This window comes from Waterburya sp. (assembly GCF_058530065.1).
On the sequence record NZ_JBZNBU010000221.1, the window covers coordinates 13,560 to 27,921 of the forward strand.

Annotated in this window: 9 protein-coding genes; 4 read left to right on the top strand and 5 right to left on the bottom strand. The window is 38.7% G+C overall.

The window, feature by feature from the left end; translation table 11 throughout:
* Positions 1–4 precede the first annotated feature (4 nt).
* Entirely contained in the window at positions 5–1,747 is a 1,743-nt protein-coding gene (locus tag AC33VI_RS13595) for a cation:proton antiporter (protein ID WP_491782808.1), read from the bottom strand.
* A 120-nt stretch (positions 1,748–1,867) separates the two neighbouring features.
* Between AC33VI_RS13595 and AC33VI_RS13600 the strand changes: the two genes are divergently transcribed.
* Positions 1,868–2,077 (top strand): hypothetical protein, encoded by a 210-nt coding sequence (locus AC33VI_RS13600; protein WP_491782809.1) that lies wholly within the window; start codon positions 1,868–1,870, stop codon positions 2,075–2,077.
* 60 nt (positions 2,078–2,137) lie between these two features.
* On the opposite strand, the gene AC33VI_RS13605 is transcribed toward AC33VI_RS13600, so the two are convergent.
* Positions 2,138–3,433, bottom strand: a complete 1,296-nt coding sequence (locus AC33VI_RS13605; RefSeq protein WP_491782810.1) for a tetratricopeptide repeat protein — start codon at positions 3,431–3,433, stop codon at positions 2,138–2,140.
* Positions 3,434–3,518: 85 nt separating this feature from the next.
* Here AC33VI_RS13605 and murJ point away from each other — a divergent pair, with 85 nt between their 5' ends.
* A complete protein-coding gene (murJ, locus tag AC33VI_RS13610; protein ID WP_491782811.1) occupies positions 3,519–5,114 on the top strand; it encodes a murein biosynthesis integral membrane protein MurJ in 1,596 nt (531 codons plus the stop codon).
* 129 nt (positions 5,115–5,243) lie between these two features.
* Positions 5,244–6,041 carry a peptidoglycan recognition protein family protein gene (locus AC33VI_RS13615; RefSeq protein WP_491782812.1) on the top strand — a complete coding sequence of 266 codons (798 nt, stop codon included), beginning with the start codon at positions 5,244–5,246 and terminating at the stop codon, positions 6,039–6,041.
* Positions 6,042–6,087: 46 nt separating this feature from the next.
* Here the strand turns inward: AC33VI_RS13615 and AC33VI_RS13620 are convergent, their stop codons facing one another.
* Both AC33VI_RS13620 and AC33VI_RS13625 read right to left on the bottom strand, forming a co-directional pair.
* Positions 6,088–8,904 carry a DUF4347 domain-containing protein gene (locus AC33VI_RS13620; protein ID WP_491782813.1) on the bottom strand — a complete coding sequence of 939 codons (2,817 nt, stop codon included), beginning with the start codon at positions 8,902–8,904 and terminating at the stop codon, positions 6,088–6,090.
* A gap of 361 nt (positions 8,905–9,265) precedes the next feature.
* The gene (locus AC33VI_RS13625) at positions 9,266–10,792 is read right to left on the bottom strand and encodes a YifB family Mg chelatase-like AAA ATPase (protein ID WP_491782814.1); all 1,527 of its coding nucleotides are present in this window, start codon (positions 10,790–10,792) and stop codon (positions 9,266–9,268) included.
* Positions 10,793–11,116: 324 nt separating this feature from the next.
* On the opposite strand from AC33VI_RS13625, the gene AC33VI_RS13630 reads away from it, so the two are divergent.
* Complete coding sequence (locus tag AC33VI_RS13630; protein WP_491782815.1) at positions 11,117–13,594, top strand: EAL domain-containing protein; 2,478 nt, start codon at positions 11,117–11,119, stop codon at positions 13,592–13,594.
* A gap of 6 nt (positions 13,595–13,600) precedes the next feature.
* Here AC33VI_RS13630 and AC33VI_RS13635 read toward each other — a convergent pair.
* On the bottom strand, positions 13,601–14,362 hold a 762-nt coding region (locus tag AC33VI_RS13635), incomplete at its 5' end, for a tetratricopeptide repeat protein (protein ID WP_491782816.1).

The window sequence follows — 14,362 nt, forward strand, 5'->3', positions numbered from 1 at the left end:
TATCTCAATTATCTTTAATTTTCTTGGAAAGATCTCTAACACTCAAATAGCGATCGGTACGAATGGCTTGTAACACTATACCTACTTCAGTTTCATTTTCCCCTAGAGTACTTAGAATTTGTCTGCCCATTTCTAAAGCTGCTTCAAATTCAGGCTGTACTACTTCATTTGCTCCTATTTTAGTTAATAAATCGATTTCGCGATCGCTATGAGAACGAGCCACAATATCGATTTTAGGATTGACTTTCAAGGCTTGCAAGAGCAGCATACGAGTGCTGGCAGGATCGGGTAGGGCAATTGCTAAAGCTAGGGCGCGATCTAAATGGCACTTGTTTAAAACTAATTCTGAATCGGCATCGCCAAAGATATAGGGAATTTCTTCTTGACGCAAACGTCCAATAGCAGCTTCGCTATTTTCGATGACTAAAACAGGAAAACCACGATCGCGCAAAACCTTAACAATTACCCTGCCGACTCTACCATAACCAGCTACAACAATATGATTGCGGATAGTTTCGGGAATCGAGATGTGTTTGTTTTGCTGTTTGCTTTCTAGATAGCTGGCAACTGGGGGAAAATTGGCTAATTTGTGGGCGATGTCGGGAGCTAGTTTCATACTAATGGGAGTTATCACCAAAGTAATTGCTGTCGTGCCAATCAGAAGATTGTATTGTTCAGAAGTAATAAAACCCAGTCTTTCTCCTAACACAGCCAAGACAAAGGAAAATTCTCCAATTTGATTCAAGCCTAGACTACTAATTATTGCGGTTTTAAACGAGTAGCCAAATTTCCAAATAATCGGAAAAACGATACCAGCTTTACCAATAGTTATCAAAGCAACCAAACCAATAATGACTCCGAAATTTTCCCAGATGGTAACAGGATTGATTAACATCCCAATGGAGACAAAAAACAAGCAAGCAAAAGTGTCTCGCAAGGGAATCATTTTTGCCAAAGCGCGGTCAGCATAATCAATTTCGGAGATAGTCAACCCTGCCACAAATGCCCCCATTTCGATCGATAAGCCCAAGCTAGCAGTGATTAAAGCAATGCCCAAACATAAAGCAATCACCGTCAGCAAAAATAATTCGTTATTCTCGGTTTTACCTACGGTCATCATCATGCGGGGAATCAACCAATAGCCAGCCGCGAGCGCGCAAGCAAAAAAGATAACTACTTTGATAATTGCTGCTATTAGAGCAAATACCAAATTTTCAGGTTGATTGAGAGCGGGTAAGACTGCCAGCATCAATCCTAAAGCCAAATCTTGAGCGATCAAAATTGCTAGCATCACTTGACCGTGAATGGTGTTTATTTCCCCCCTTTCCGTGTGGGTTTTTAGCACTACCGCAGTGGAAGATAAAGATAAAATTGCCCCCATAAATATTCCTTTAACGGGAGTTTCTACCCAACCCAGCATCGTTGTCCATATTGCCACTAAAGTAATAGTTAGAGTAATTTGTAGCAAGCTACCTTTGATGGCAATATCTTTAACTCGTTTTAACTCAGCTAAAGAAAACTCAACTCCCAAGGCAAAGAGTAAAAAAGCAACGCCAATTTCTGCTAAAGATTTAATTTCTTCGATTTGACTAATTTGACCCAAACCAAAAGGACCAAGAATTAAGCCACAGACTAGATATCCCAGCAAAACGGGCTGACGCAAGTGATAAGCAATAAAGCCTCCCAATGCCGAAGATCCGAGGATTGTGGTAATGTCAACTACGAAAGTATGATTTACTCCTGCCATTAATCAATTTTGTTAGTTAATTTCCTAGATCTTAGTGACAAAATTGATTAATGAAATCAAGAACTAAAATTTATTACTTAAAAATGTATTTGGGCAAAAACCCAAATATAATAAGAAATTATGCAAAATTTCGATAATACACAAACTAAAGCTTTTGATTTCGCTCAAATGACGCGAGCTATTGATTCGGAACTAGTACGTCTTGGCTGGACAAAAAATATGGGAATAGAACATATTTTGCAAAAATACGGCACAAGATCTCGCTTGCAATTAACGAACGAACAATTAATTGAATTTTGGCAATATTTGAAAGGTTTACCGACACCATAAATTAGATTTCTAGCCGATCGCTAAATACTAAATATTGTACGGGCGATTCGCGAATCGCTCCTACCGACCGACAATATTAGAAATATTATGCTGAATTTCTGACCAATGACGGGGAAACTTATCTTTGGTATAGACTAACAAAGCTTTATTTAAAAATGCTAGTGCTTGACGCTTATTTTCTTCTTTTTCTCCTTTAATTCGATGGCGATATGCACCGCCAAGATTATTATTTAGCATCGCCCAGTTGTAGGGAAATTTTTCTAAAGTATGAATTGAGAGGGCATTTTGATAGTGGGAAATTGCTCGCTCGATGTTATTGCTTTTATCTCCTTGGATGCGAGTCTGAAAAGCATTACCTAAATTATTTTGCAACATCGCCCAACGGTGGGGATTATCGGAGAGAGTAAAGATTTCTAAAGCTAATTCTAGATGGTCGATCGCAACTTCGATGTTTTCTGCTTTATCTCCTTCAAGACGATTGGGATAGATATCGCCCAAATTATTATGACTTGCCGCCCAATCTTGGGGATATTTTTCTAGAGAATGGACGGATAAAGCGCGATTGTAACAAATAATTGCTTGTTCGACATTTTTAGAGCGATCGCCTTTGACCCTATAACAATAAGCCACTCCTAGATTGCGTTGTACGTTGCCCCACAAAAAAGGATATTTTTCTTGAGTTAATACTTCTAAAGCCAAATTATAGGTAGCAATAGCTTTTTCTAGATTATCTTGACGATTGCCTAAAATGCGATCGCGATAAGCATTACCTAGATTAGATTGAATCATCGCCCAATCTTTAGGAAAATTGATTGGCTTGTAGGGCTTTAAAGCTGCTTCGTAACAGACAATAGCAATCTCAATATTGTTAGACTTATCTCCTGCGGGATAACTACTCATTAAATTGCCAAAATTAACCAGATCGTTGGCGATCGCTCTTTGTTTCTGGCTATCGACGGACATGATGGTCTCGTTTGCCCAATATCTTAAAATTCTAGTAGTATTTTGGTCTAGTTTGCCTTGGTTTTGACGAATAAAACCATAAATCTGATTTACTTCGACTTTATTAGATATTTGTTGCAAAATACTCATCAAGAATTCAAAATACTCTTTACGTCGAATATTAGAAGTATTAGTTTTTTGTAATTGCAGTAAATTTCCCGCTAGATTGATTAAACGCTCTGCCCCTTCAATATTGCCCATTCTTCTCAAGTTTTCTCCCACAGACATTAAACAAGCAATAAACTTTTGATTAATCAATTCTTTGTTAGCGTTTAGAATATTAACTTCTTGCTCTCTAGGATTATTTAAAATATTATCGATTAATTGGAGATAGGAAGATTCTAATTGACTCATGAGGAGATGCTAAGGATTAGAGGAAAATAAGCTTTTGCCTATAAACGTATAATATATCGAACTCTTTTTCCAATATCTGTATAAAGTGACTGCGAATAAAAAAACATCTCCATCAATGGGTAGTATCGCCAAAATCGTCGCGATCGCAACCTTAGTCAGTAAGTTATTTGGTTTTGTCCGTGAATTGATAGTTTCCGCTGCTTTTGGGCTGGGATCGGTCAAAAATGCCTATGCCTATGCTTATACTATTCCAGGCTTTTTATTCGTACTAATCGGGGGGATTAATGGTCCTTTTCACAATGCTTTATTGAGCGTTTTAGCTAAAAAAGATCGGTCGGAAGCAGCACCTATTGTGGAGACAGTTTCTACCTTAGTTAGTATTATTTTGATTGCAGTTACATTAATTATTATTATCTTTGCAGGAGATTTAATTAATATTTTAGGTCCCGAATTATCTCCTCAAGTCAAAGAATTAGCTACCCTACAACTACGTATCATGTCGCCCATGGCATTGTTGGCAGGTTTAATTGGTATTGGTTTTGGCTCTCTCAATGCTGCGGATAGTTATCTATTACCCAGTATTAGTCCTCTTTTCTCTAGTGCTGCGATCGCTACAGGGGTAGGAGTCATCTTAATTCGTTATGGAGATCGCTTAAATACGCCTCAATACTTGCAAACAGGAGCGATCGTTTTAGCGGGTGCGACTCTAATAGGGGCGATGGTACAGTGGTTGGCGCAACTGATCGTCCAATGGCGGGCGGGCATGGGAACATTAAAACTGAGGTTTAAACTAACTCCTGAAGTTATTGATGTCTTTAAAATAATGATTCCCGCCACTCTCTCATCGGGAATGCTTTATGTAAACCTCAATGTCGATCAATTTTTTGTTTCGGGTATTGAAGGTGCAGCAGCGGGTTTGCAAAATGCCACCTTTATTTTTATTACTCCCTTGGGGATTATTTCCAACGCTATTTTAGTTCCTTTTTATCCCGTCTTTTCTAGGTTGGCAGCCCCCGAAAACTGGCAAGAATTGAAAACCAGAATTCGCCAAGGAGTATTTTTAGGCGCGTTGAGTATGTTGCCTTTTACTGCTATTTTTATGTCTTTGTCTGTGCCAATTATCCAGCTAGCCTTCCAACGGGGACAATTTAGTTCAGAAAACTCTCAATTCGTAGCTTCTTTATTAGTAGTTTATGGTTTTGGAATGTTTTTCTATGTCAGTCGAGATGTTTTAATTAGAGTATTTTACGCCCTGGGAGACGGTCAAACCCCCTTCAAAGTTAGTATCATTAATATTTTCATCAATGCCACTCTCGATTACTTTCTGGTCGATGCTTTTGGCGCGCCAGGCTTAATTATGGCAACTGTAGGAGTAAATATTATTTCCATGACAGTTTTTATCTGGATCTTACATCGCCGTTTGAATGGCTTACCTTTATTACAATGGACTAATGGTATTGCAGGATTGACTGTGGCAACAATTTTATCTGGGCTAGCTAGCTATGGAGTCAGCCAGGCTATAGAAAATACTCTTGGTAACCACAATATCTTCTTGCTACTAGTGCAATTAAGTATCTCTAGTGCGATCGCTTTAATCATCTTTGGCTTAATCACCGTACAACTAAAACTACCCGAATTAGAAATGCTGACAGGAAAAATTAGACAGAAATTTAGAAAATAAAATAATAGACTGCGATCGGGGAATACTAGCCAATAGACTCTTACAAAAGTAAATCAGGAATAAAAATTAATCCTCTTAACCATTCCCCTTTACTTAATGAAGATTTATCGGACTTCTGTAAAAAGTCTAATGTCTCTATTTCCCACAGCCATGACAACCAAAATTCATCGTTTGTACAGACTGACAATTATTACCTTAACCGCGATCGCTTTGGCACTCGCCCTATTTTTCTTCAACCAGTGGAGCGAAACTCGTTATGCCATAGCCAGCCTTAATTCTATTCGCCCAGGAGTTATGCTAGCGAGTAACAGCTATCAAACTACCCAAGTGTTTCAAGAATATAAACCCAAATACCTCTCTACGACGATCGATCCTAGCAACTATGGCGATCGCTATAGTACTGATGTGAATGGTAATGTTCTGACTAACGAACCATTGGTAGTATTGCACGAAACCGTAGGCTCGGCTACTAGTGCCATTAATACTTTTAAAACCCATCACCGTAACGACAACCAGCAAGCAAGCTACCATGCTTTAATCGCTTTAAATGGAACTATTATTTATCTCGTACCTTCCGATAAAAGAGCCTTTGGCGCGGGAAATTCGGCATTCAAAAGCGATCGCGGGATCGAAACAGTACAAACCAATCCCAGGTTACCTTCTTCTGTGAATAACTTCGCCTATCATATCTCTTTGGAAACTCCGACCGACGGACGTAATAAGTCTGGTAATAGCTATCACAGTGGTTACACCGAAAGTCAATATAAATCCTTGGCTTGGTTAATGGCTTTAAGTAATATTCCCGATCGTCGCATTACTACCCACAAAGATGTCGATCGCTCTGGCAATCGTTTCGATCCTAGAAGCTTTGACTTCGAGCATTTTTTTCATGTTTTACATACTTTTAGACAGCCAGCTATTAATTAACTCCTAGGAAATAAATTAGTCTGTTTCCCAGAAGTTAATTAATCTGTTAAATAAAATCTTCAACAGTTAAATCTACTGCATCGACTCCTCTGACAACAGCTAAGACATCTTTGCTATTGATGTCGCGAATTATTGCGGCGGAGTTACTGGCATTATTGCGGATTCTTAAACTACCAAAACTCAATCCTTCGCCGAGACTAAAGCGATCGCTTCCGTTGGTAAAATCAACAATAATATCTCTACCCGAATCAGAATATAAGAAGAAGATATCCTCTCCATCACCCCCAACTAAAGTATCTTTTCCCGATCCACCATCCAAAAAATCGTTGCCATTGCCCCCAACTAACCTATCTCGACCTTCATTTCCAGTCAGAACATCATTACCATTGCCGCCGATTAAAGTATCTCGATCTAAACCGCCAGAAATACTGTCGTTACCATCATTGCCTGACAAGAAATCATTGTCTTTATTACCATTAATTACGTCGTCGCCACTACCGCCCTTAATTGTGTCTTGACCTTGATTGCCAATTAAAGTATCTCGATCGATACCGCCAGAAATACTGTCATCTCCTTGGTTGCCGTTGATTCGATCTTCCCCAACACCACCAGCAATAGTATCGTTACCATCGCTACCGTTAATAGTATCGTCACCGCTGTTGCCAATTAAGAAGTCATTCCCAGCACCACCCGTAATGCGATCGCCTCCAGCACCACCCCGAATGATATCGTTACCTTCATCGCCGTTAAGGATATCAAAGCCATCTAAACCAAGTATTAGATCGTCTCCTTCTCTAGCAGAGATAACATTATCGACAGCACTGCCGATTAGAGTATCGTCTCCTGCGGTAGCTACAGGATCTTGAACTTCAAAAGCACCGATATCGCTAGCTGCACCTATGGGACGAATAAAATCCCCTCCTCGTTGATCGATACCACCACCAAAGTCTACTCCAGCATCGATCGCGGGACTTCCTTTCAATAAAGCTTGGGTGGGAGTTAGACCCCCATTATCCTGTAATTCTCCCAACAAAGGATCGATGGGATTCTCACTAGTCCCGACAAGGTCGTTATTTTCTCCATCGATAAAAGTATCTACATCACCGCGATCGCCAATTAAATTATTTCCCGCACTACTAAAAAATATACCCGATAGGTCGGAAGCATTATTATTAGCGGCAACAATAGTACTACCTAAGATCGTTTGGGCATAGTAGTTGATAATACCACTACCATAATTGGCAGAATTATTAGCAATGGTGCTGCTGAGAATAGTAGTTTGACCGTTAAAGTTACTAACTCCGCCACCACCAACAGCAGTGTTACCTGAAATAGTACTGTTGGTAATATTACTCGTACCAAAATAGTTACTAAAGCCACCGCCCTCAACATTTGCATTGTTAGTCGAGAGGGTACTAGCTGTAACGGTTACATTACCCTCATAGTTGCTCACTCCTCCACCAAAGTCAGCCGTATTTCCCGAAATAATGCTGCTAGTAATAACGGTGCTACTTTGAGCGTTTTGAGTGGCAATTCCCCCACCTAATTCACCTGCTACATTGTCTCGCACGTAACTGAGAGTGACACTGGCTTCACCTTCTTCGTTATATAAGCCACCGCCATTACTGCTGGCACTGTTACCAGAGATAACGCTGGTTACTACGGCAACGACACCGCTGTAGTTACTGATACCGCCTCCTGTTTGAGCGGTGTTATCTTCAATGCGACTGTATATAGTGGCAGATACCCCTGCATAGTTGTAAATGCCACCACCATTAACGGCAGTGTTACCCGAAATAGTACTGTTAGTCAGAGTGCTAGTACCAAAATAGTTACTCACTCCACCACCATATTCTGCGGAGTTATCGCTAATTAGGGTATTTTCGGCAATCATCGTACCGAATAAATTAAAGATACCGCCACCATCATTAGCCGAAGTGTTACCAGAAACCACACTATTGTTGATGGTTAAATTTCCTAAATTGCGAATACCGCCACCAGATTCGGCATTATTACCACCTGTGATAGTCACGCTATCGATGGTCACATTAAAAGTAGGGGCTGAATTTTCATCGCCGATGGTAATTACAGCAAAATCTTGGTTACCACCATCAATCGTCAAGGAATTTGCACCCAAACCATTAATTATTAATTGGTCGGTAATGGACAGAGTGCCTAAAGTCAGATCGATCTGATTAATACTACTATCAAAAATTATGGTATCTTCTCCCGCAGAATTATTAGCAGCAATAATTGCTTCCCTTAGAGATAGATCGTTTCCATCTGTATCTCCATCAGCTTCATCATCGGCGGTAGTTACCACAAATTGAGCTAATACTCCTTGATAAGCTTCTCTAACGGGGGCTGCGATCGCCAATTCAAGTTTCATCTTGGTAGTTGTAGTTTCTAGCTGCCAATTACCGCCTCGATTGGGATTGCCAGTTAAGGTTTGAGTTGCAGCAATTTCTGCTCCTGTAATTGCTTTTAGTTGTTCGATAAATTCTGCCCCAGCATCTCCCGCAGCAACATTACAACCGTAAATTAGAAGACGAGGAGACGAGGGAACTGGGAGATTGGCAGACGAAAGAAACCAATCATGTAAACAGGATTGATAATCTGGTAAATTATTTAAATTTAATTGACTATTGCCCAAATAAATACAGCCAGGAGAACCGTGAGCAATCAAATGAATTTCTTGATATTTTTTAGTTTTTAATTCTTGAGAAATCTGCTCGATACCATCAGTAATAGAATTTAAAATAATGACTTTATTATTGGAATTAACGCCTGCAATTAAATCCTTATAATTGTCTAATTGAGAGTCGATAAAAATAATACTATTAATTTTACTTGGTAGATTCATAGGAATAAAGTTATTACAATAAAATACTTTTAGTTTTACTTGAAAGTTTTATTTGAGATGAAAAAAATATTTCAATTTTAGTATCGATACTAGCTTAATAGACTAAGATTAAATAGCAAAGGCAAATCAAAGTTTATCAACTATATTAATCAATTCTTTATAATTACTATTTGACCAAAAAAGCATTATAATCCTTGCTCTCTATAGTTAAACTAGTAATATTTACAGGTTAAATTTATCAAGTTAAAGTAAAGAAGATTGTAGTTTAATTATTTTCAACTACTTCATAACTTTAGAAATAAATTAAAGTAATTATAAAGAGGAAAATATACAGTTGACTTCGATGCAACAATCTAATTACTTACTGCATTCGGTCGAGAGTACGGTATTGAATTGCTTCTGCCAAATGATGAGTTTGCAAATCGCGATCGCCTGCTAAATCGGCGATGGTGCGAGATACCTTTAACACCCGATCCATTGCCCTCGCAGAAAGACCCAACTTACGAATGGCAGCTTCTAATAAATTACGACTAGAATCGTCCAAAACACAATATTCTCTGAGATGTTGCGATCGCATTTGAGCATTGCAGCTAATTTTACTATCCGTTGCAAAACGTTTTTCGGCAATTTGACGCGCAATTGAAACCCGTTTTCGTACTGTTTCTGAATCTTCTCCTAAAGACTGACTAGTCATTTCCTCTGGTTTGAGGCGATTGACTGCTACTTGCAGATCTATTCGATCCATCAAAGGTCCCGAAAGTTTACCCCAGTAGGACTCTCGCTGTCTGGGAGAGCAGGTACAACTTTGGATGGGGTCGCCAAAATAGCCACAAGGACAAGGATTGGTACTAGCTACTAAGGTAAACTGAGCGGGAAATACTACCGATTGACGGGTACGAGAAATAGTCACCCAACCGTCTTCTAAGGGCTGGCGCAAATATTCCAAAACGTTGCGCTTAAATTCGGTCAGTTCGTCGAGAAATAAAATTCCATGATGGGCAAGAGATATTTCTCCAGGACGAGGATAACTGCCTCCACCGACTAAAGAAGGGCCAGAAGCGGAATGATGGGGGCTGCGGAAGGGTCTTGTTCTAATCAAACGACCCCGATCTTTGAGCAAACCCGCTACAGAATGAATTTGAGATACTTCTAAGGCTTCTGCAAAAGAAAGCTGGGGTAAGATCCCAGGAAGGCGTTGAGCTAACATAGTTTTTCCACTCCCTGGAGGCCCTACCAAAACAAGGTTATGACCTCCTGATGCAGCAATTTCTAAAGCCCTACGACCCTGCATTTGTCCTTTAACATCTTTTAAGTTGGAAAATTGAGTTAATTTTAAATTTTCTGGCTCTTCTTCTGGGATGACGGATTGATATTCATGGGGTCGATTGAGAAAGTCTGCGACTTGTTGTAAATTCTCGAAACCGTAGACGTTTAGATCTTTAACGACTGCTGCTTCCTGGGCGTTGTCTGCGGGCAAAATTAGACCTGCAATTCCCATATCTCTTGCCGTTGCTGCAATGGGCAAAACTCCAGACACCGACCTCAAAGTTCCGTCTAAAGAAACTTCCCCATAAAATAAATAATCTCCCAGCAATTGAGGATCTACTTGCTTCGATGCTGCTAAAATACCCACGCTAATTGGTAAATCGAAACAAGGACCTTCCTTACGGATATCGGCAGGGGTGAGATTGATCGTAATTTTACGGACGGGAAAAGTAAAGTCTGCATTTTTTAATGCAGCCCTAACTCTTTCTCGGGATTCTTGAACTGCGGTATCGGGCAAGCCGACAATGGTAATTTTGGGCAATCCTCCCGATACATCTACTTCTACTCCTACTTTAATTGCATTAATTCCTGCGATCGTCGCGCTCCAAACCCTGGCCAACATGGATTAAATTCTATTCATCAACCCTAGCCTATTACCCCTAATCGAGATCTTCTAACCGCAAATTTACTAATATTTGCGGATTGTTGATTCTTGGCTGATAATTTATAACAAATAATTTAGTTTTCCTTGATATTTTATTCTTTCTTTCGGGAACTATATGCTTAACTAATATGTTGATAATTTTTAAAATCTATAGCGATAGAAAATTGTAACTAATTTTTATGTAGTGCTTTTATTCTCAATTTTGCTTGCGAGTTTCCTTTAGAAGTCGTTTCAACTAGTACCCAGAACAAAATTAACGTAGAACATAATACAAATAACACAATGGATAGCCTAGATAAAATACATCACGTGTTAGTAATTGAAGATCCTTCGTTTCGTAGAGAAATTCACCTTGATGCTGCTACTTATTCCATTGGTCGTCATTCCAGTAACGATATTGTTCTTTCTTGTCAGAAAACTTCCCGAAACCATGCCACTCTTTTAAGAAGAACAGATGTTAAAACTAATAAATTTGCCTATTGGGTTTTAGATGGCGATCTTCAAGGCAATCGCAGTCGTAATGGAATTTATATTAATAACAAAAAAACTCTAGTTCACGAACTAAAAGATGGAGATACAATCCAATTTAGCGGCGATGCTCGGGCGATTTACAAAATTACTGATGATTTACCAGATCCCCAGATTCAGAAAATTCAATCAGATTCATCTCAACCATTCTTAGAGAAAAGTGCTTTAATCAATAAAGAAACGATTGTTAGTCCCGCTGCTAGTTCGACAACTATTAGTACTAATAAATCTTTACTATCAGATCCTAGCAGACAAATTTCTATAACCGAATTAAGTCCGCAGCCAATTATTGAAATTGACTTATATGGCAACATAACTTATATTAATTCAGCTGGTATTATTCATTTCAAAGATATACACCATCGTAAATTAAGCCATCCTTTACTCAATAATTTAATTTCTATCTACCATCAAGGGGAAGATAATATTATCAATCGAGAAATTACCATTGGAGATAAGACTTTTTGGCAAACCGCTCACTACTTACCCGACAATAAAGTAATTAGAAATTATATAGTTGATATCAGTCAACAAAAATCCCTCGAACGAGAACTAGAATATAAAAATAAACTATATCAAACTGTCGTTAAATATATCAAAGAAGCAATTATTATTGTCGAATCTGCTACCAAACAGATAGTAGAGGTAAATACTGCTGGTAGTGAATTACTCGGATATACTCAAGAGCAATTATTACAGATGAATATCTATGAAATTTGTCTTAATTCTGAAGGTTTTGCTGCTATTTTGCAAAGAATAATTGCTCAAAAAACTGACTTTAATGGAGAATGCCTATTACGCCATCAAAATGGTGAAATAGTTAAACCAAAAATTAGGATAAATCTAGTTGATGGGGGAGAGCAAGAAAAAATTTGCTTGACACTCGATAGTTCGACAGAAATAGTAGTTTCATCAGAGCGCCAACTAGAAATAGAATCTAACCATAGTCTGTCAGAACAAGAACTATTCAGAAAACAATTTTTGACAGCAATATCTAATGCAGCAAGGAGTGAAAATTTATTAGCCATAATATTCTGCAAACTCTATTTTCTTCCCGATATCAGAAGTAATTTAGGAGAGCAAAAAAGTAAGGAATTATTATCAACTTTGGGCAAAAGATTGAGTGCTTGCATTCGAGCAGGAGATTCTATTATTCATTGGCAAGACGATCGCTATGTTTTGTTAATGCCTCAAATTAATGGTATTGAAGAAGTAGCTAAAATTAATCAACGAATCAAAAAATCTGTAGAACAATCTTTTAAACTAGGGACTACTAATGTCACCTTGAATAGTTGTTTGGGAGTTGCTATTTATCCTCAAGATGGTTTGGAAATAGATATTTTATTAGCTAATGCTAATACAGCCCTACAAAGAGCTTATAACAACAAAGATAGTTATCAGTTTTATAATGAGTCGATGAATTCTCAAGCTCTAGTGGCATTAGAATTAGAAAATCTACTCAAACAAGCCTTAGAAAAGGAAGAATTTAGACTTTATTATCAACCACAAATTAATCTCAATACGGGAAAAACCGAAGCGGTAGAAGCCCTATTACGCTGGCAGCATCCAGAATTTGGTTTGGTTACTCCCAACAATTTTATCAAATCAGCCGAAACGACCAAATTGATTATACCCATTGGAGAATGGGCAATGGGTCAAGCTTGTAGGCAATATGTAAAGTGGCAGAAAGAAGGTTTACCCACCTCCAGAATTACGATTAGTTTATCTTCCGTTCAATTCAAACAAACAAACTTGGTTGCTAAAATTGCTGAAATATTAACAGAGACTAATTTAGCACCTGAATTATTAGAACTAGAAATTAATGCTGTTAGTTTGCTGGAAAATATCGAACACAGTAAAACAACTCTAGAAAAACTTAAAGAACTAGGAGTATATATAGCTATTGATAACTTTTCCGCTGGATTTTCCCTCCTGGAATATTTAAAGCATTTTCCTATAGATACTTTAAAGATAGACCGTTGTTTGGTACAACAACTAACGGAAAGTTCTCAAGATCTGGCGATCGCAACTGCTCTAATCGAATTAGGTCGAGGTTTCAATTTGCGAGTTGTAGCAGAAGGAGTAGAAACTCAAGAACAAATAGATTTATTGCGTCAAGTTAATTGCGAACAAATGCAGGGTTTTTGGTTTGGTCGCCCCCTCGAAGCATCAGAAGCTGGCAAACTATTTTCTCTAGATGATTCTAACTCGGAAGCTCAAACCATCGATTGAAAATTGCTAGCAATAATGCTGGCGACTTTTATTGGTCAAAAGCAACTGAAAACCCATTTTGGGGCGAAAATCTTGCCAGATGGACTCTTCTTTGGCTAATGCTAAATACTTTTGAGGATAAAGGTCGATCGCTTGCTCTAAATTCATAATTGCCAGATTGCGCTCCCTTAACTTAGCGTAACAACAGGCTTTTTGATAGTAAGCTAGATGGAATTTTGGAGCTATATCGAGGGCGCGATCGCAACTCAGGATGGCTGCATCCAATCGATCTAATTGTTCTAAAACAGTGGCGCGTCGATACCAAGCCCAATAATCATGGGGTTCGATTTTGAGGGCGCGATCGAAAGATTGTAAAGCTAAATTACCTTTGCCCCATTGCTGTTGCGCTTCGCCACAACGGTATAAAGACCAAAAATCTTGGGAACGTAATTCTAAAGCACGCTGATAGTATTGTATTGCCTGTGGGTATTCACCCAATCTGCGCCAAGCTTCGGCAATGCGATATACTGCCCAGTAGTCTTGGGGATGAGCTACTAAAGCTCGCTCGAAATAAGTAATTGCTTTTTCGTAGTTTTCCAGTTCGGTAAAATATATACAACCCAACTCGTACCATCCCCAATAGTTATCGGGTTGAATTTGATTGGCTTGAGTATAGCTATAAATTGCTGCTTCGTAGTCTCCCAATGCTTCTAGTACTGCTCCTTTACGATACCAAGACCAATAATCGCGGGGTTTATAATCAATAGCACGCTCGTAACTGACTAAAGC